This is a genomic window from Corynebacterium sp. H128, assembly GCF_037482625.1.
Classification (GTDB): domain Bacteria; phylum Actinomycetota; class Actinomycetes; order Mycobacteriales; family Mycobacteriaceae; genus Corynebacterium.
This window is the reverse complement of sequence record NZ_JBBHKW010000012.1, coordinates 45205-63464: the sequence shown is the minus strand read 5'-3', so window position 1 is coordinate 63464 and position 18260 is coordinate 45205. Positions and strand designations below refer to the sequence as shown.

The following is an 18260-nucleotide window of genomic DNA, read 5'->3' as shown; positions in this document are numbered from 1 at the left end:
AGCGCCACACTGCCGATACAACACCGAACAAGATTATGGAGAGAAGGCCGGGGCCCTCCCAAGGCTATGAGGCACCCAGGGAAAACTTGGGTGCGGTGGCGAAGAACTATCCGAATCGACCCGAGATGTAGTCTTCGGTTTCCTTCTGATCTGGATTCTCGAAGATCTTCTTGGTCGGGCCAACCTCCACGAGCCGGCCAGGCTTACCAGTAGCTTCGAGCGAGTAGAAGGCCGTCTGGTCCGATACGCGAGCAGCCTGCTGCATGTTGTGAGTAACGATCACAATGGTGAAGTCTTCCTTCAGCTCATGGATCAGGTCCTCAACCGCGAGAGTGGAAATCGGGTCCAGCGCGGAGCATGGCTCGTCCATGAGCAGCACCTCAGGCTCAACAGCAATCGCGCGAGCGATGCACAAGCGCTGCTGCTGGCCGCCAGAAAGGCCGCCACCTGGCTTATCCAGGCGATCCTTCACTTCTTCCCATAGGTTGGCTCCGCGGAGGGAACGCTCAGCTACTTCCTTCAGCTTGGCTTTGTTCTTTTCGCCAGATAGCTTCAAACCGGCAACAACGTTCTCTTCGATGGACATCGTTGGGAATGGATTCGGCTTCTGGAACACCATGCCGATGGTGTTGCGCACGGATACTGGGTCCACCTTTGGGCCATAGATGTTCTCGCCATCGAGCAGGATTTCGCCAGTAACGTGAGCGCCCGGGGTGACCTCGTGCATCCGGTTGAGAGTACGCAGCACGGTAGATTTGCCACAGCCGGAAGGCCCGATGAATGCAGTAACGGACTTTGGTGGCACGTGCAGGTCTACATCCTGAACTGCGTGGAAATCGCCGTAGTAAATGTTGACGTTCTTCAGATCGAGGCTCTTAGCCATCGGTGTCTCCTTGAAAGTTTTGAATGTTTTCGAAAGCGAGGGGAAGAAGTTACTGCTTAACCGAGAACTTCGCGGAAATGATGCGTGCACCGATGTTGAGCACGGCGATGATGACGACCAGGGTGAAGGCGGCTCCCCACATTTTGTCCATGACTGGCTGAGTGGAACCGGCCTTGTACATGTCCAGCATCATCAGCGGGAGTGAGGACTGCGGAGCCTTCATTGGGTTCCAGTTGATGGCCTGAGTGGACCCCACCAGAATGAGCACTGGAGCGGACTCACCCATCACACGGGCGATGGCGAGCATGACACCAGTGACAATGCCGGAAAGTGCGGTCGGCAATACGATCTTGGCAATGGTCTTCCACTTTGGTACGCCGAGGGCATAGGAAGCCTCGCGTAAATCCTGTGGCACCACCCGAAGCATTTCTTCCGTATTGCGGACAATCACGGGAACCATCAACAGCACCAAAGCCAGCGCAACTGCGATACCGGAGCGTTCGAAACCGAAGAGGACGATCCACACCGAGTAAATAAACAATGCGGAAACGATGGATGGAACACCGGACAGAATATCAACCATAAAAGTGGTGATCCGGCCCAGTCGGTTGCCATTGGAGTATTCCACCAAGTAGATAGCGGTAAAAATTCCAATCGGAATGGAGACGATTGAGGTGATACCTGCCTGAACGAAGGTGCCGATAATCGCGTGAGCAGCACCACCGCCAGGGAGGGTGTAAAGGACACCCTTTTGAGACTTCGCCCACCAGTCAGCATTGAGAACGGGGCCAAAGCCCTTGGAGATCACTTCATACAGCACCCATACCAACGGGATGAATGCCAGGAACATGGCAAAGTAGATAATGCCTGCTGCGATCGCATTGGTCGTTTTGCGCCTCGAGGAGATGTGCGTGAACGCAGACTTCTGGCCCAAAGGTGCGTCTGCAGTCTGAGTGTCTACAGCGTGTGACATATTCAGTTACCTAACTCTTCTTCTTAACAACGGCACGGGCTGCAGCGTTCACAAGGAACGTCAGGAAGAACAGGACCAAGCCTGCGGCGATGTATGCGCCGGCTTTCATGTCGTTGTTGAACTCAGGTGCAGCGTTAGCAATGACGGTTGCGAAGGTCGTGCCGCCGTCGAAAAGCGAAGCACGGAACGCGGAGGACGGGGAAACAACGAGGTACAGCGCCATCGTCTCACCGAGCGCGCGGCCAAGGCCGAGCATACTGCCGGAGATGTAACCTGACAGGCCGAATGGCAACACCGTGAGCTTGACGACTTCCCAACGGGTGGCACCCAAAGCGAGAGCGGATTCGATGTGCCCCTTCGGGGTCTGCACGAATACTTCGCGGGCCGTCGCAGCGATGATCGGCAGGATCATGACTGCGAGCACTATGCCACCAGTGAGCATGTTTCGCGAGGTAGCGAAAGAAGGAGAATTGGCGTAATGAGCAAACAGGAAGAAACCGTTACCCCAGCTATTGATCCACTCGAAGAATCCCGAGAGCGCCGGGCCGAGAATCTTGGCGCCCCAGAGGCCGTAAACGATCGAGGGAACTGCGGCAAGGAGATCAACCAAGAATCCGAGCGGCTTCACTAGGCGCTTCGGTGCGTAGTTGGAGAGGAAGATGGCAATTCCAAGCGCAACCGGCATCGCGATAATGAGCGCCACGATCGAGACCGTGAATGTCACCGCTAGCAGGTTTGGGATACCGAAGTACATCGCGGAGGTGTCCGCAGTGTTCCAGTCGCCGGAGTAGGTGAAGAAGCCACCGATACCGTTAGCGTTATTGGCCATTGACGGGACAGCGCGCCACAAGAGGAACACACCGACGGCGCCGATAATGATCGAAATGGTAAATGCGGAAGCGGTGGAGAGGAATTCAAAGATTCGATCCCCAGGTCGCTTCACCGAACCAGAGTTGGTTGCTACGGGAGCAGGAGGCTTAGCGTGGCCTGCACCAGTAGTGGTTGCGATGACATCGTCACCGCGGTCCTCTCTGATGAGGTCTACGCTCTGGCCAGCAAGTTGTTCAGCCATGCGGGAGAATTTCCTTAGAGCTCTAGTGATGTGGGTGTTACCGGTGAGGATCAACAACCTGAGAGTGGCGATCGGACCTATTTTCTTCAGATCCGAGTTTCTTTTGGCTGTGCTACTGATACCCACCAAAGTGCCCCCGTTGGATTGATGCTCAACGGGGGCAGTGGTGCCCCAGCAATTGTTGGGACATTCGGGAAGTGGTCTCAGTTGAGGTCGATCACTCCCCAGTGCAAGTTAGTTACTTGATTGCGTCGACAGCTGCGGTCAGCTTGTCCTTGAACTCACCGGAGACTGGGATATACCCCAGAGCCTCGAGGTCGGAGCTCTGGTTAGCCAGGGCAACCTTCAGGAAGTCCTTAACTCGGCCGGAGGTCTCAGCGTCGTAGCCAGCGGAGCAAACGATTTCGTAAGTGGTGAGTACGAGTGGGTACGCACCAGCTTCCTTCATTTCGAAGAGCTTGGTGGAATCCACAACCATGTTGTGGCCCTCGCCCTTGTACTCCACCTTTGCCAGCGCCTTATTGACGGTCTCAGAGTTGAGCTCAACTGGGCCATTGCCGAAGTCTAGGTCGGCGATACCAAGCTCAGCGTCCTTAGCAAAGCCGGACTCTACGTAAGTAATGGCACCTTCGGTGGCCTTTACTTCACCAACAACACCCGTGGAGCCGTTAGCACCTGCACCGGTAGCTGCTGGGAAGGACTTGCCTGTGGTCTCCCACACGCCATTGGAGGTGGCCTTCAGGAACTTCTGGAAGTTATCGGTGGTGCCGGACTCCTCGGAACGGTAGACAACCTTGATGGAGGTGTCCGGGAGCTTCGCGTCCTTATTAACCTCAGCAATTGCAGGATCGTTCCACTTGGTGATTTCGCCCTTGAAGATCTTGGCGGTCAGCTCTGGGGTGAGCACTACCTTGTCAACGCCTGGCAGGTTGTAGGCAACTGCAACTGGGCCGACAACCATTGGCAGGTGCCAAGCGTCATTGCCACCACAGCGCTGCTTAGCAGCCTCTACCTGATCGTCCTTCAGTGCAGAGTCGGAGCCACCGAACGCAACCTGGCCAGCGATGAACTGCTTCTGGCCGGAGCCGGAACCGGATGGGGTGTAAGCGAAGGTAGCGCCGGAAACTGCTTCAGAGTACTTGACACCGAAAAGGTCAACAGCCTTCTGCTGAGAAGAAGCACCCTCAGCTACCAGCTGACCGGTGGTGCCGGACAGGCCCTCGACTTTGGTACCAGCATCGGTACCTTCTGAGCTTTCAGAGCAAGCGGTCAGGGCGATAGAACCAGCGGCGACGGCGCCTAGAACAGCGACGGTGCGCTTGAAGTTGCGAATCACGGGATTTCCTCCGGTGCAGTAATTTGGATTTTTTGGACAACGCCCTGACTGTCGGCGCGGACCGACTGCCTCACGATGCAGGAATCCTGCGTGACGTTGCTTCGCTTAGCAACCTAAGGGTTTCAAGTTTCTAAAAGGAACCGGCAAGGTTAACTTTTGGTGAATTTGAGTTTCGCCCAGGGAACTTTGCACACTTAAGTCCCTTAGTTTCAGCCCCTTCCCTGTGCGCAAAACCGGTACACGGCGTGGGTTTCTGCCAGGAAAAACCCAAGCTTTTCATAGGCAGTCACGGCTGCGAGATTGTCCGCCTCGACATACAAAATTACCTGTTCAGAACAGTTTTCCTGCAAGAAATTAATGCCCGCCAGGATGATTGCTTTGCCCAGCCCCTTGCCGCGTACAGCATCAGCTAGTCCAACCACATAAACTTCACCCGGAGTTTCCCCCACATTTACCTGTTGTGACTTAACGCACTTAGTCCAATGAAAACCCACCAACTGTGGGGAGTTCTCCCCCGTTTGCCCCTTTCCGAGTACCCCCGGTAGACCCCACAACAAGAACACGCCATCGGGATCAAACCACTCCACCTCTTGCGCCCGCTGCCAACGCGAAGGCTCCCAATTACCTTGCTCGGGATGCCAAGCGAAAGCTTCATTATTTACGCGGAGCAGCTCCGAATCAGCGAAAGCCCCGAAACGCTCCCGGGAAGCATTGAGCGTCAGCAACTCGAAACCTGGAGGGATGTGCGCAGAGGCAACGTGCTCCTCCAACCGCATCACCAACAATTCTCGCGTTTTTTCTGCGGAGAACTTCTGCGCAAAATCTATTGCTGCCTGCAGGTTTCCATGTGCCCAAAGATCAACCCGCCGCCATCGGCCCATCGCTGCGCGCAGCAATTCAGTTGCGATGGCTTGGCGCCGCCACCCCGGATCCACCACGAGTTCAGCTACCGCCCCTTCTGGAGTCACCTCAGCCGCCAGCAGACCGACGGGCTTCCCTTCGACACTGAGCACTAGGTGTTGCTGGCCGATTCTTGCGTCGCTAAGTCCAAGCAAGAACTGCTCGGAAAGCGGAGCCACCTGATCGTTCGCCTCCGCCCGGGCGATCAGCTCCGTGACCCCTTCCGCCATTTCGGGTTGTTCGGAAAGGCTAGTTAATACCGGTGTTTCAGCAGTCATACCCACCGAGGGTAACGCATCCGGTAAGAATAAAGACGTGAAGATTTCCTCCCGGTTCGCCACAGCCCTCGGCATCGTTGCTGTCCTGCTGGCACTGTTGTGGGTCGCAGACAACGCACTCGCCATGCGCGCGGAGCGAACCATTGCCAAAGACGCACAGGCCCACTCGCGGCTCAGCGTCGCCCCGCGCATCTATGTGGGCGGCTTTCCCTACTTTGCCAATATTTGGCGGGAGGCAACTCCGACCCTGACTGCGGAAATGCTAGACGTCGACGTCCCTGGGTTTGGAATGGTGAACGCACGCACCGAGGTCACGGATCTTGAAATGGACCGTAAAGAGATTTTTAGCGGCAAGCTCAGCGAGGTGCCCGCAAAATTGGTTGCCCGCAACCTGCGCCTCGATGGAGTAGCGATGGGCCAGCAATTAGGGATCACAGACCTCGACATCTCCAACCCCTATGACATCTCGCCTTCTGGCGGCCCCTCCTCGGAGGTGCAGCTCACAGGCACTCCGGCAGGCTTTGAGAAGCCGATCACGGTCGTCGCAAAGCTGCGGATTTCTGACACCACCATCGCGATGTCACCGGACCGCTACCTCAACGTCCCTCCCGGCCGGGAAAAGGATGCCCAGGATGCGTTCAGTTGGACCATCGACAGCCGCACACTACCGCTGCCCTCGTTGACTAACCGCGTGTACTGCAGCGGCGGTTCCATCTACTTTGAGACGGAACAGCGCAACACCACCATCGACGCCAGTAATCTCTCCCCAATCTCTAAGCCTGCTACATATCTGCCTTAGCAACGGACCCCACCGCACCGCTAGGCTATTAGTCATGAGTGAAACCCCAGAGAACAAATTGAGCGGTTCTGACGCGGTAAACCTTGCGGCTGAGCAATCCAAGCAGACTGCGGATCGCAACATTCCCGGCCTTGGCGAGCTGCCAATTCCGGATGACACCGCAAATCTGCGCCACGGCCCAAACCTGCACGATGGACTGCTGGCGCTGCTACCTCTGATCGGGGTCTGGCGCGGCGAAGGTCAAGCAGACACCGCCGTGGACGGGCAATACAGCTTCGGTCAAGAAATCACTTTTGCACACGACGGCGAGAACTACATTGCCTACAATTCTCGGCAGTGGAAGCTGGACGAGGACGGCAATGCCGCCGGACCAGATATGCGTGAGACGGGTTTCTTGCGTATTGATCTCAACGATGAGATTGAGTACATCGTGTGCCATTCCACCGGCGTAGTAGAGATCTTCTATGGCAATCCACTCAACGAGCGCGCGTGGCAGCTGGAGAGCGCCTCCACCATGGTGACGGCGTCGGGACCGTCTTCGCTTGGTCCGGGTAAGCGTCTTTATGGGCTGCTGCCTACCAACGAGCTGGGCTGGGTCGACGAGCGCATGGTCGCTGGGGAGCTGCGCCCTCGGATGTCTGCACAGCTCAAGCGTGTGATCGGCTAGCTAGCACTTCTCGAGCGCGCGCTGCAGCATCCGGCGCGCAGCTTCGAGGTCACCCGCCGGCTTGAGTTTGTGTTCGTCTAACTGCGTCACAAGGACTGCACCGCGTGTTGACGACACCAGCCACACACTCTCAGACTTGAGCAAGTCCGAAACCTCTAGATCTTTGGTCTTCGCAGTCCACCCTTTCTTGACCGCGTACTCAAAGATCCCTGCCTGGGTAGTGCCCGCGAGGATCTCTCCACCCGGGGTCGGGGTGCGCAGTTTTGTACCTCGCACGCTGATGATGGTGGAGGTGGCACCTTCTAGGACGCGGTCCCCATCCCGAAAGATGACGTCATCAAAGCCCTGCTGGCGGGCGTACCGCAACGCGGCCATGTTCTCCACGTACCCCAGGGTTTTGGCTCCCGCGACACTCCATGGCGCGGATTCGGTGAGTTGGTAGCCTCGTGGCCCGGTGAGTACTTTCACCCCTTCCTTACGCTGTCGATAGATTTCATCTGACAGCGGTTTAACCACTAGCCAAGTCGTAGGAAGATCCGGCCGGCTCGCGCGCCCTCGTGACATGGTCCAGGTACAGGCGCCCTCGAGAGGGCCGTTCTTTTCTGCCCACTGTGCTGCAGCTTCCTCGGTCGCATGGATCCAGTGCTGGCTATCAGGCACAGGGAGCCCCAAAATGGCCGCTGACCTAGCGAACCTCTCCGCATGCTTGTGCAAGTTCTTTGCTTTTCCATCGATAATGCGGATGGACTCAAAAACGCCATCGCCACGAGTGACAGCAGCGTCATCCCAAAAAATCATCGGCAGGGCCAAGCTGTGTTCGCGGGTTGACCCGCCGAAGGGCTCCAGAATGTAGATCAGAGGGGCAACAGCATGTGTGCTCATGCCTCCTAGGCTACGCTGCTTTGACTCGCGCTAACATCGTTTGTGTGGCTAACCTAAACTCGCAATTGTTGTCCCGTCCGCACGCCGCAGCGCTGCAGGAGCCATCGCCAGTGGATCACGAGGGGGTCGCGTGGCACTACGGTGCCCCGCTGGTGGAACAGCGCGTGATCGAAACCGGAACAGGCGTGGTAGATCGTTCCCAGCGCAGCATCATTTCTGTTGCCGGCCCAGACGCTCCGACTTTCCTCAACAACTTGCTCTCCCAGAAGCTCGACGATGTCCTGCCGGGCTTCTCCGCGCAGGCACTCGACTTGGACGGTCAGGGGCGCATTCTGCATCATGCGGACATCACGCGTACCGAGGACACCTTTTACCTCGATGTTCCTCGGGCGCAAGCAGCCTCACTGATGAGCTACCTGCAGAAAATGGTGTTTTGGTCCGAGGTGACGATCAGCGAGACGAACCTCGCACTGCTGACGCTCCTCGGCGCCCCCATCCCGCTACCCGACTGCGCATTCTCCCGCGAGGTGAATTGGGCGGGCCCACGCCGTGTTGATCTCGCCGTCGACCACACGCTTATCGACGCCACTGTTTCCCAACTCGAGGCAGCAGGCGCCACTCTTATCGGCCTGATGGCCTTCACCGCGGAACGCGTGAAAGCGCTGGAACCTGAGCTAGCCGCTGACCTCGACGACAAGTCAATCCCCCACGAAGTCCCCAACTTCATCGGCTCAGAAAGCAATCCTGCAGCGGTACACCTGGCCAAAGGCTGCTACCGAGGACAAGAAACCGTCAGCCGCGTCCATAACCTCGGGCGCTCCCCCCGGGTACTCGTGCTCGTCCATCTCGATGGCTCCGCCCCAACCCTGCCAACCACTGGCGCTGAGATCACTGCGGGTGGCCGCAAGGTAGGCAGACTGGGAACTGTGATCGATGACTGCGACCTCGGGCCCATCGCCCTTGCATTAATTAAGCGCTCCGCCCTAAGCAGCGAGCTACTGATTGGTGACGTCTCCGCTGCCGTCGATTCAGCTTCGCTGCCTACCGATGACACCACGGAAAGACCCGGACGCGCAGCCATCAACCGACTACGAGGCCAGTCCTAATTACTCCCGCCGTGGGGGTAGCAACGCTTTCGAGGCCTGTTTTAACAAAAAAGCAGTCATGACCAGAACAGGACCCAGGAAAATGCCCAACATCCCGGCCGGTCATAGCCCCGTTTGAGCATTTTTCGTCACTACCCGCTATTGTGTCTTACAGGAATACACACATATAGATATTAAGCCCTGGGGAGACGAATTTCGTCTGCCCCGTTTACTCCAAGGGGGTCAGGCCATGGGTCGCGGCCGTGCCAAGGCTAAGCAAGCCAAGGTTGCTCGTCAGCTAAAGTACAACACGCCGGATATGGATTTGGACTCGCTGCAACGCGAGTTGTCGGGAAAGGCTAGCCAGGATACCTCCTACAGCCAGCCCGATGACTACGAGGATCCATACTCCGAGTGGGTAGAAGACGAATGGGAAGATACTCCTGAATCTGGGCGCAAATAAGCGCTCAATAACTCTCAAAGCGTGTAACGAGGTAAGAGAAAAACTCTCTTACCTCGTTTTCTCGTGTTCACTGCGCCTGTTCTGCCTACACACGCGTCCCAGTTGTGCTTTGGAATGCCGATCGGAGGGCTTTCGAGGGTTCGTGCGCCGACGTCGAATTTCTCACACCGGAAGGTCGCAAATCAGCGAAAAACCTCCACACCGAATGACAAATTCCACATAGCGCGCCCAAACCCCCGAAAAGCATCAAACCCACCCTTCGCAGCTTGGATCAGGAAGCAAAAGGTGGGTTCTCAAAAAAGAGTGCTTAGGCGTCTGGGTGGGAATCCTTCAGGATCGCCCGCTTGGTCTCACCTTCGGCGGCCGCACGCACGGTGCCTAGCTCCCAGGCATCGATGTGGCGAGCTGTGAGCATCGCCAAGGCGCGATCACGATCGGCTGCTGCGACTACTGCGACCATACCGACACCCATGTTGAAGGTCTTTTCCATCTCTTCCCGAGGCACCTGCCCGAGCTTTTCGATGGTGCGGAAAATTGGGCCCGGGGTCCAGGTGCTGCGGGACATTTCTGCAACCATGCCTTCGGGAATGATGCGAACCATATTTCCTTCGAGTCCGCCACCCGTGACGTGGCAGAAAGTGTGCACTTCGCATTCGGCAGCCAGTGCTAGGCAGTCCAAGGCGTAGATCTTGGTTGGCTCGAGCAGCTCTTCGCCGAGCGTGCGTCCGAGTTCTTCCATGTGCCCGTCGAGAGGCAGGGCGGCCTTTTCTAGCAGCACGTGGCGAGCCAAGGAGTAACCATTAGAGTGCAGGCCAGAGGACTTCATTGCGATCAAAACGTCGCCGGCACGGACACGGTCTGGGCCGAGTACATCTTCCGCCTCGACGACGCCGACTGCGGTTGCGGAGACATCGTAATGTGAAGGTTCCATTACGCCAGGATGCTCTGCAGTTTCACCGCCGAGGAGAGCACAACCTGCCTGCACGCAGCCTTCTGCGATTCCGGAAACGATTTGCGCAACATGCTCTGGCACAACTTTGCCGATGGCAATGTAGTCCTGCAGGAATAGTGGCTCGGCGCCACAGACCACCAGGTCATCCACGCACATTGCTACCAGGTCGATGCCGATGGTGTCGTGTTTGTCCATGGCCTGAGCGACTGCGAGCTTGGTGCCCACACCGTCGGAGCCTGCTGCGAGCAATGGCTCCTTGTATTTGCCCAGCGCGAACAACCCGGCAAACCCACCTAGGCTTCCCCGAACCTCAGGGCGGGTGGCTCGCTTAGCCAATGGCGCGAACAGCTCGACTGCGCGGTCGCCAGCTTCGATGTCGACGCCAGCCGCAGCGTACGAGGTTACTTGTTCGTTGGATTCGGTCATTGGGAAGTTCACTTCTCCTGGATGTGGTGGGTAAAGAGTATTAGTTGTCAGCCTGCATGGTCTTGACGAGCTCCGCATTTGCGTTGCCTTCCGGCAAGCCCAGCGGGTAATTGCCATCGAAGCAAGCGCAGCACAGATTGCTGCGCTCTTGTTCGGTCGCTCCCACCATGCCTTCGACGGAAACGTAGCCGAGCGAATCAGCTCCGAGGGCAACGCGCACGGAATCAACCATGGCGGCCTCGTCATTGCTATCTACGTTATTCGCAATGAGCTCGCCCGGCGAGGCGAAGTCGATGCCGTAGAAGCATGGCCACTTCACAGGTGGCGACGCAATGCGAACATGCACCTCGGCAGCGCCAGCTTCACGAAGCATCCGGATCAGGGCGCGCTGGGTATTGCCGCGCACGATGGAATCATCCACAACAACGAGCTTCTTACCAGCAATTTCTGCTTTAAGCGGGTTCAGCTTCAACCGGATACCCAACTGACGAATCGTCTGGGTTGGCTGGATGAAGGTACGGCCCACGTAGGCGTTCTTCACCAATCCGAGGCCAAAAGGGATCCCCGAAGCTTGCGCGTATCCGACAGCTGCCGGGGTACCGGAGTCCGGTGTCGGCATGACCATGTCGGCCTCTGCCGGCCATTCCGCCGCTAATCGACGGCCAATCTCAACGCGACTCGCATGGACGGAGCGTCCCGCAATCACCGAGTCTGGACGGGCCAGATAGACGTGTTCAAAAACGCACAGCTTGCGCTTGGGTTCTGCGAAGCGGACTGAATGGATGCCGGCGGCGTCGATACGCAGCAGCTCACCTGGCTCAACATCGCGCACGAAGGAAGCTCCGACAATGTCGAGTGCGCAGGTTTCGGAAGCCACGACCCAGCCAGAGTCGAGGCGCCCGATGGACAGCGGGCGGACGCCGTGCGGATCCCGGGCTGCGTAGAGGCTGTTGCCATCCATGAAGGTCAGGCAGAATGCACCCTCGATACGCGGAAGCAATTCTTTAGCTGACTCAAAGATGGTTTTGCCGTCGCGCGCATTGTGCGCCAGCAGGGCGGTCATGATGTCCGAATCAGAAGGCTGCGTCGCCTTCTTAACCAGGCCAAGTTCGGCAGCCTCATCCAATAGCTCAAGGTAGTTCACCAAGTTGCCGTTGTGCCCCAGGGCTACGTCAACGTCGTTCGGGGTGACGCGGTACATCGGCTGGGAATTCTCCCAGGACACACCGCCGGCAGTTGAGTAGCGGGTGTGCCCCACTGCCAGATTTCCCTTGAGGGCGCTGAGAGACTGCTCGTCAAAGACCTGCGAAACTAAACCAAGATCTTTGAATACGACAATGGAGTCGCCGTCACCTACCGCAATGCCCGCCGCTTCCTGACCGCGGTGTTGCAAAGCGTATAGGCCGTAATAGGTGAGTTTTGCGACATCTTCGCCCGGAGCCCACACGCCGAATACGCCACACTCTTCACGAGGGGCGTTCTCACCGTGGTCATCAAGATCCGGACGGATAAAAGTACCGTTGTCTACCACGGTGTTCATCGTAGCCTGTCTAGCCCTCAACTACCATAACGCCCAGCCGACCCCCGAAAACAGGCTCCGCGTTGAGCGCCGCTAGGCCACCGAAACGCCGAATAGCCAGCCGATCACATAGGTAATTACCAGCGCCAATGCGCCGCCGACGAGCAGCCTGGTAATTGAACGAGACTTGCTGGATTCAGAGACCTTCGCAGATAGACCACCGGTGATGGACAACGCCAAAAGCGTGCCAACCAAAATCACCCACACCTTCACGCCAGCCGGAGCAAACATCGCGCACAGGAATGGGATCAACGCGCCGACCACAAAGCTAATCGCACTGGAACCGGCGGCCACCCACGGATCAGTAAAGTCCTCGGCATCCATGCCAAGTTCCATATCCAGATGAGCAGCCAGCGCATCGTGTTCTTCCATTTCAGTGGCCGCCGCCTCAGCGGTCTGGTAGGACATACCCTTTTCCTCGAGAATCCCAACCAACTCTGCGTGCTCTTGCGCCGGGAATCTACTCAACTCCCAGCGCTCCTTTGCCACCAATTGCTGCTCGGTGTCTCGCTGCGCGGAAACAGAGACGTATTCGCCCAACGCCATCGAAACAGCACCGGAGACAACCGCCGCCATGCCAGCCGTCATCAGCTCCTTAGAGCCCGCTCCGGCCGCAGCCACACCCATCAGCAACCCGGCCACAGAGACGATGCCGTCGTTGGCGCCGAGCACCCCGGCGCGCAGCCAATTCAACTTGGAATTGACGTTTGTCGCGTGTGGTTCGAAATACTCGACCGTCTGATCTAGCATCGCTATCCCTACCCTTTTGTGAATTTGTCAACTACACAAAGGATAGATGGTATTTCCGCAGGTCACAACGAAGTTTAGGCTACTCAAACTAAGGGTAGCCAGTGCGAAATCTCATTCGCGCGGGTACCGGAGGCCTCGATATGGCCGTCGCTAAGCGCCTGCTCAAAGGTCACTGCACCAGCAGCCAGGCGCAGCCAAATCTCTGGCCGCATCTCAACAACGTTGGGCGGAGTGCCCCTTGTGTGCCGCGGGCCCGCTATGCATTGGACAGCGACGAACGGTGGCACCCGGACTTCGACGCTATGCCCAGGGGCCAGATGCTCCAGGGTGCGTGCAGTCAGGCGCACAGCTAGCGCAAGTTCTGCGCGACTGGGTAACGGCTGCATGTCTGGATCGTCAATCCAGGCACGCACCCTCTGGACCGCTTCCCTAGTTCCCCCTGGCTCTGGGGCCGATCGCTTCAACAATTTCTTCCCTTAAACTTGTACCCACTCATCCCAGCGAGGGTACCTAGAGTTAACATGTTTATGTTCAATTGCGCAGTACACAACCGCCACGTCCCCACAGGAAGCCCACAACATTGTCAAATAGAAATCCAGCCGTCACCCTTCGATTCATGGCAGCGCCAACCGACGTCCTCATGGCCGGAAACCACGGAGTCAATGGTGGTCGCGTGCTGGAATGGATCGACAAGGCTGCCTATGCCTGCGCCACCTCCTGGGCCGGCACCTACTGTGTCACTGCCTACGTGGGCCACATTCACTTCTTCCGCCCGATCCCCTCTGGCCACATGGTAGAAGTTCGATCCCGCATCTCCATGACCGGCCGATCCTCCATGCACATTGTCAACGAGGTCTACTCCGCCGATCCACGCGAAGGCATCTACACCCGTGCTTGTGATTGCCTCGTCATCTTCGTCGCCAAAGACACCGAGACCGGCAAAGCTGTCGAGGTGCCAAAGTACGAACCACAAACCGAGGAAGAACAGCGCGTCTACGAGGCGGCCCTCTCTCGAATCGAGTTGCGCAAAGCGATTGAGGAGGAGATGGAAAAGCAGACCTACGACGGACCTTCCGACGCGCCTCGCCTGATCACCCGTTTCCTGGCTAAGCCTACCGACGTCAATTGGGGCGGAAAAGTGCATGGCGGCACCGCCATGGAGTGGATCGACGAAGCAGGAGCTGCCTGCACGATGGAATGGTCCGGCGAGCACACCGTTGCTGTTTACGCCGGTGGCATCCGCTTCTACCGCCCCATCCAGATCGGTGACCTCATTGAAGTCGATGCCCGCCTGATGCGAACTGATTCCCGCGGCATGCAAATGTCGATTCACGTACGCTCCGGCGCCCCTCGTGGTGGTCGCTCCGCCCTACAGACCGCGATCCACGCAACCGTGTCCTACGTGGGCGTGGATATCGATGGTGTGCCGCTGCCCGCTCGCCAGTTTGTACCAAAAACAGAGGAGGATCTTCGCCTCTACGAGCATGCAGCCAAGCTACGCGCGTTGCGGGGCGAATACTCGCCTAAGCCGCTTACTGAACAGAAGTCAGTGCTTCACGTGGATTAGTGTGCACCAAAATTTGCCCCGCCCTAGTCAAGGCGGGGCAAATTTTTTTCTGGCTAGAACAAGATCCTCTTCCACCATTGCATATACATCAGATTTCCCAGCCAACCAAAATTACACCCAGTTGGGGGGGCGTTAATTAATTTCTCCAGAATCCTTGCCCACATAGTTAGGCAAGGTTAACCTACAGTCACTGCCCTATCAAAAGAACTTAATGTTCAATAATGGGCAGATTGCATCCCCCTAGGCGTGTCAGATAAATCATCCCAAATTGTGCGACTCAATCCTCTGATCGATTTAGGGAGAACAGTCGCAACGATCGAGACCTTGGGAATGTGGTCTCGATGCACGGTTTCACATTGACACTCCGCCAATCTCCCACCACACACCAGAAGGAGAGTTTCCCATGACCGTACGACTCAACTCGCAGCTGAGAAAACTCACTATTGGCGCCGCCATCGCCACAATCAGCGCCATGACAGCGCTCGGAAGTGCAGGCTTTGCTGGCGCCACAGGAGACCAAGCACTACCCGAGAACACAACCGAATGGGGAAGCGAAGTCGCAGATGACAACGCAGGCATTGTGCAACCACGTGCAACAGACCATCCGGAAGGAGGAACGTGGAACTACGGCACTACCGGCCCTAATGGCGGTGGAGTCGTGTACTCAGATTTTCTCCATGACTCTCGACCACACGGCTCATCAGTCACCAACGCACACGGCGAAACAGATCGAAGCGCCGTATTCACGGGTGGCGCTTGGTCTCACGCAGAACTACCAGCCGTTGAAAACGAAGTTGATCAATCTTTTTACTGGTTTGCTGACTAGTTAGTCCCAAAGATTGTTCATCTGAAACTACTGCAGGCGAGAAGAGCGTCCCAAACAGGAAACAGTTTTTCTCGCCTGCACAAACATACTCTGAAAGCCGAAATGCACTGGTTGTTACGCTTAGCACTTCTTTTCAACATCGCAATTGCTGTGACACTTGCCGGCCAGTTTTCCCTAAAAGTTGAAGAGAATCATCCCTTTGGGGCCGATGGGCAAATGTCCGTGATGGATTCTGGTACTTCAGATATCGAAACGCTAGTAAGCCTTGCCAACCAGCATCAGGTGCAGCTGGCAAAGGTGTCCTACACGAACGAAACAGGTGCCCCACATCGCGTGATCGCGGTGCTGAATCCTAAGACCCGCCTACCGGCCGGAGAGACTGCACCATCCCCAGATTCCGCATATGCTGAGTATGGCTTTTCCACCACCGACGTACAACACATGCCCGCCGAATATGCCTCCCCCTTAGGAAAATGGACGTTGTACGGGGCCAGCAGTGACGTCAGTACATTCATCACGACTGCAGAAGAATACTTCTCAGTAAGTGCGGACAGCTCAACCGTAGCTGCATCATTGCTTTCCAAGGAATATTTTTCCGATCCGCTCTGGTTTCTACAGGTCGGCGGCGTGCTTGCCGTGTTTGTTGCTGCACTAGTGTCGGCTTCGACAACCTCCCGCGTCAGAGCCGTCAAGTCTCTACACGGGGCACAGCCACTCACAATTACAGCAACCGAATCTGCCCGCTACCTGCTGTTTGGGCTATTGACAGTCCTCCTAGGTTGGGGAGCGTGGGCTATCGTCGGACTCCTTGGGTGGGGAGGCACCCAGCTTTTCGCTTTCCCCGGCCTAGTGTTCGCTTTGATAGTGGCAATCGTCGGAGCACTCGCAGGTTGTGCAACTTCAGCAGCAGTGGGGATTGTTGTTACCGCAGTGCCGCGTGTTCTGGACCAGGTTAAAGGCAAGCGTCCGTTGGGAATCGTGTTCCTGGCATCCACAATCACACTTGCGCTAGTACTCAGCAGTGCCTTCATCGGACTCGGCTACTCTGAGTCAGCGTTGCGTCAGGCCCACTCTGCGAAACAGGCGGCCGCCTATACGAACGAGGGGCCCGACGCTTTTGAGATTGCGCTTTGGGGCACCAAAGAGTCAGAGGTGCGCACCGCACTACCTGCATGGCGCTCGTTCGTTGATGCAGCCGACAGCGATAACCGCCTATTTCTGAGCGCACTAGACCTACCAGGCCGGTCTCCTTACATCACCGCACCACGACCATGCATCGTTCTTAACCCCACGTCTGCTCAGCACCTGGGGCTGCTCGATACCCCGCTCCCATCGAACAGTGCTCGCATTCTCGTGCCACCATCTCAAAAAGATCAAACTGAGACATTGAAATCCGAGGTACGAGACAGACTTCAGTTTGAGCGGCAGCTAGACTCACGCCACGGCATCTCGACGACAATCCCGCTGGCAGACGTTGAAGCTCAAGAATATGACGCTGACTCACCTATTTCGATATTTGCCACCGGAAACCGCACTCTCCCACCCGGACCGGTATTCGACCCCATAATTCTGATCATTCCCACAGGAGCTCTTTCCTCCTACTCCCACATTTCATTAACCTCTAGTGGTGCCGAACTCTTTGCGTTTGAGAAGGAAGAACTTCTACATAAATTGAGAGAAAACGCTGCTCACAGCTTAGTGGCATGGTTCGAACAACCTCAAGATTCCGCTCGTGCACAATTAGTCGAAGCTCAACAAAGAATTGTGCATCATGCAATTTCTACCAGTATTCTCACGCTTATCACTGCGAGCATTGGGGCGCTGCTCGCTGCAGTCTATGCAGAACGACGACGTCAGCCACTATTCGTCCAACACATACATGGTGCCCCATTATGGCGACGATACGGATCCTTCTTCCTATTGACTCTGCCCCTTACAGCTATCGCTTTCACGCTGGGGCCGGCATCCACACTCATCGGTTGGTGTGCACGAATCGTGGTGCTTTGCCTATCTCTTGCTGCGGGAGGCCTTGCCCTTAGAAGGCGAGAACAAACTCTCAGCCTCGAAATGATCAAGCACCCCTAGCAACTGACAAAGGTATTCAAAACTCATTATGCATAACTCAGACCTATTCGCGGATCTTCGGCCCGCTTCTGCTCCACTGCATGGACGTTCGCTTTGCAAAGACATCGGCAAGAGAGCACTTTGGCACGATCTCGACCTCACCATGCAACCCGGAACGATTACTGCCATCACGGGTCGCAGTGGCGCTGGCAAGACCACCTTGTTGAACACGCTCGGATTGCTTGAGCCACTCACCTCCGGAACCGTTGTTTATGGAGACCAAACGTGGAGCGACTTCTCCCGAAGCCGAGTCCGAAAGCTCTATCGCAACACCGTAGGCTTCCTTTTCCAGAACTTCGCACTGGTGGAAAACTGGAGCATCGAGAAGAACCTCAACCTTGCGCTAGCGTCCTCTGGCACACCTCGACGGGATCGCCCGCAATCTCTCGACTCTGCGTTGTCCGCAGTCAATCTCACATGCGGCTTGGACACCCCGGTTTACACTCTCAGCGGTGGTGAGCAACAACGGGTAGCTATCGCGCGCCTCTTACTCCATCGACCACAAGTGGTTTTTGCAGATGAGCCTACTTCCGCGCTGGATACTGACAACGCCACCAACGTGACCGAGCTACTCCGCAGGTTCGCCGACAACGGCGCCATAGTTGTAATCAGCACCCACAATCCAGACACTGCGCGAGCATCCGACCAACTTATCCATCTAGGCTAGCCGGCAGCATAGAAGGGCTACCACTTCCTCA

The 18260-nt window shown here is 56.7% G+C and carries 18 protein-coding genes; 8 read left to right on the top strand and 10 right to left on the bottom strand.

Annotation, left to right across the window (positions count from 1 at the left end):
• Nucleotides 1-106: 106 nt before the first annotated feature.
• The 5 genes from pstB to mshD all read right to left on the bottom strand — a co-directional run bounded on the left by pstB (nucleotide 107) and on the right by mshD (nucleotide 5442).
• Nucleotides 107-883, bottom strand: coding sequence for a phosphate ABC transporter ATP-binding protein PstB (pstB, locus tag WG915_RS10605; protein ID WP_339565354.1), 777 nt, complete (start codon nucleotides 881-883; stop codon nucleotides 107-109).
• Nucleotides 884-932: 49 nt separating this feature from the next.
• Nucleotides 933-1856, bottom strand: coding sequence for a phosphate ABC transporter permease PstA (gene pstA, locus WG915_RS10600; protein ID WP_339565353.1), 924 nt, complete (start codon nucleotides 1854-1856; stop codon nucleotides 933-935).
• A gap of 10 nt (nucleotides 1857-1866) precedes the next feature.
• A complete protein-coding gene (gene pstC, locus WG915_RS10595; RefSeq protein ID WP_339565352.1) occupies nucleotides 1867-2928 on the bottom strand; it encodes a phosphate ABC transporter permease subunit PstC in 1062 nt (353 codons plus the stop codon).
• A gap of 238 nt (nucleotides 2929-3166) precedes the next feature.
• Nucleotides 3167-4264, bottom strand: a complete 1098-nt coding sequence (gene pstS, locus WG915_RS10590; protein WP_339565351.1) for a phosphate ABC transporter substrate-binding protein PstS — start codon at nucleotides 4262-4264, stop codon at nucleotides 3167-3169.
• 209 nt (nucleotides 4265-4473) lie between these two features.
• Nucleotides 4474-5442: a mycothiol synthase gene (gene mshD, locus WG915_RS10585; protein WP_339565350.1), complete on the bottom strand. Its 969-nt coding sequence runs from the start codon at nucleotides 5440-5442 to the stop codon at nucleotides 4474-4476.
• 37 nt (nucleotides 5443-5479) lie between these two features.
• Between mshD and WG915_RS10580 the strand changes: the two genes are divergently transcribed.
• Complete coding sequence (locus WG915_RS10580) at nucleotides 5480-6241, top strand: LmeA family phospholipid-binding protein (protein ID WP_339565349.1); 762 nt, start codon at nucleotides 5480-5482, stop codon at nucleotides 6239-6241.
• Nucleotides 6242-6275: 34 nt separating this feature from the next.
• Entirely contained in the window at nucleotides 6276-6908 is a 633-nt protein-coding gene (locus WG915_RS10575) for an FABP family protein (protein ID WP_339565348.1), read from the top strand.
• On the opposite strand, the gene WG915_RS10570 is transcribed toward WG915_RS10575, so the two are convergent.
• Nucleotides 6909-7790 carry an aminodeoxychorismate lyase gene (locus WG915_RS10570; protein WP_339565347.1) on the bottom strand — a complete coding sequence of 294 codons (882 nt, stop codon included), beginning with the start codon at nucleotides 7788-7790 and terminating at the stop codon, nucleotides 6909-6911.
• 44 nt (nucleotides 7791-7834) lie between these two features.
• Here WG915_RS10570 and ygfZ point away from each other — a divergent pair, with 44 nt between their 5' ends.
• Nucleotides 7835-8896, top strand: coding sequence for a CAF17-like 4Fe-4S cluster assembly/insertion protein YgfZ (gene ygfZ, locus WG915_RS10565; protein ID WP_445227831.1), 1062 nt, complete (start codon nucleotides 7835-7837; stop codon nucleotides 8894-8896).
• A gap of 229 nt (nucleotides 8897-9125) precedes the next feature.
• A complete protein-coding gene (locus WG915_RS10560) occupies nucleotides 9126-9338 on the top strand; it encodes a DUF3073 domain-containing protein (RefSeq protein WP_339565346.1) in 213 nt (70 codons plus the stop codon).
• A 307-nt stretch (nucleotides 9339-9645) separates the two neighbouring features.
• Here the strand turns inward: WG915_RS10560 and purM are convergent, their stop codons facing one another.
• From purM to WG915_RS10540, 4 genes are all read right to left on the bottom strand, one after another.
• Nucleotides 9646-10716, bottom strand: coding sequence for a phosphoribosylformylglycinamidine cyclo-ligase (gene purM, locus WG915_RS10555; protein WP_339565345.1), 1071 nt, complete (start codon nucleotides 10714-10716; stop codon nucleotides 9646-9648).
• 40 nt (nucleotides 10717-10756) lie between these two features.
• Nucleotides 10757-12256: an amidophosphoribosyltransferase gene (gene purF / locus WG915_RS10550; protein WP_339565344.1), complete on the bottom strand. Its 1500-nt coding sequence runs from the start codon at nucleotides 12254-12256 to the stop codon at nucleotides 10757-10759.
• Nucleotides 12257-12328: 72 nt separating this feature from the next.
• Nucleotides 12329-13045: a VIT1/CCC1 transporter family protein gene (locus tag WG915_RS10545; protein ID WP_339565343.1), complete on the bottom strand. Its 717-nt coding sequence runs from the start codon at nucleotides 13043-13045 to the stop codon at nucleotides 12329-12331.
• A gap of 83 nt (nucleotides 13046-13128) precedes the next feature.
• Nucleotides 13129-13512, bottom strand: coding sequence for a sterol carrier family protein (locus tag WG915_RS10540; protein WP_445227830.1), 384 nt, complete (start codon nucleotides 13510-13512; stop codon nucleotides 13129-13131).
• Nucleotides 13513-13661: 149 nt separating this feature from the next.
• Between WG915_RS10540 and WG915_RS10535 the strand changes: the two genes are divergently transcribed.
• The 4 genes from WG915_RS10535 (at nucleotide 13662) to WG915_RS10520 (ending at nucleotide 18229) form a co-directional block, all read left to right on the top strand.
• Entirely contained in the window at nucleotides 13662-14612 is a 951-nt protein-coding gene (locus tag WG915_RS10535; RefSeq protein WP_339565342.1) for an acyl-CoA thioesterase, read from the top strand.
• A gap of 403 nt (nucleotides 14613-15015) precedes the next feature.
• Nucleotides 15016-15438: a lactococcin 972 family bacteriocin gene (locus WG915_RS10530; RefSeq protein ID WP_339565341.1), complete on the top strand. Its 423-nt coding sequence runs from the start codon at nucleotides 15016-15018 to the stop codon at nucleotides 15436-15438.
• Nucleotides 15439-15540: 102 nt separating this feature from the next.
• Nucleotides 15541-17523 (top strand): hypothetical protein, encoded by a 1983-nt coding sequence (locus WG915_RS10525; protein WP_339565340.1) that lies wholly within the window; start codon nucleotides 15541-15543, stop codon nucleotides 17521-17523.
• 28 nt (nucleotides 17524-17551) lie between these two features.
• A complete protein-coding gene (locus WG915_RS10520) occupies nucleotides 17552-18229 on the top strand; it encodes an ATP-binding cassette domain-containing protein (RefSeq protein WP_339565339.1) in 678 nt (225 codons plus the stop codon).
• The last annotated feature ends 31 nt before the right edge of the window (nucleotides 18230-18260 follow it).

Bases quoted from the DNA above. Each gene is read 5' to 3' on its own strand.
- WG915_RS10530 (WP_339565341.1), top strand. From the start codon at position 15,016: ATGACCGTACGACTCAACTCGCAGCTGAGAAAACTCACTATTGGCGCC.
- WG915_RS10570 (WP_339565347.1), bottom strand. From the start codon at position 7,790: ATGAGCACACATGCTGTTGCCCCTCTGATCTACATTCTGGAGCCCTTC.
- pstC (WP_339565352.1), bottom strand. From the start codon at position 2,928: ATGGCTGAACAACTTGCTGGCCAGAGCGTAGACCTCATCAGAGAGGAC.
- WG915_RS10545 (WP_339565343.1), bottom strand. From the start codon at position 13,045: ATGCTAGATCAGACGGTCGAGTATTTCGAACCACACGCGACAAACGTC.
- WG915_RS10525 (WP_339565340.1), top strand. From the start codon at position 15,541: ATGCACTGGTTGTTACGCTTAGCACTTCTTTTCAACATCGCAATTGCT.
- pstB (WP_339565354.1), bottom strand. From the start codon at position 883: ATGGCTAAGAGCCTCGATCTGAAGAACGTCAACATTTACTACGGCGAT.
- WG915_RS10560 (WP_339565346.1), top strand. From the start codon at position 9,126: ATGGGTCGCGGCCGTGCCAAGGCTAAGCAAGCCAAGGTTGCTCGTCAG.
- WG915_RS10575 (WP_339565348.1), top strand. From the start codon at position 6,276: ATGAGTGAAACCCCAGAGAACAAATTGAGCGGTTCTGACGCGGTAAAC.
- pstA (WP_339565353.1), bottom strand. From the start codon at position 1,856: ATGTCACACGCTGTAGACACTCAGACTGCAGACGCACCTTTGGGCCAG.
- WG915_RS10535 (WP_339565342.1), top strand. From the start codon at position 13,662: ATGGCAGCGCCAACCGACGTCCTCATGGCCGGAAACCACGGAGTCAAT.
- purM (WP_339565345.1), bottom strand. From the start codon at position 10,716: ATGACCGAATCCAACGAACAAGTAACCTCGTACGCTGCGGCTGGCGTC.
- purF (WP_339565344.1), bottom strand. From the start codon at position 12,256: ATGAACACCGTGGTAGACAACGGTACTTTTATCCGTCCGGATCTTGAT.
- WG915_RS10520 (WP_339565339.1), top strand. From the start codon at position 17,552: ATGCATAACTCAGACCTATTCGCGGATCTTCGGCCCGCTTCTGCTCCA.
- mshD (WP_339565350.1), bottom strand. From the start codon at position 5,442: ATGACTGCTGAAACACCGGTATTAACTAGCCTTTCCGAACAACCCGAA.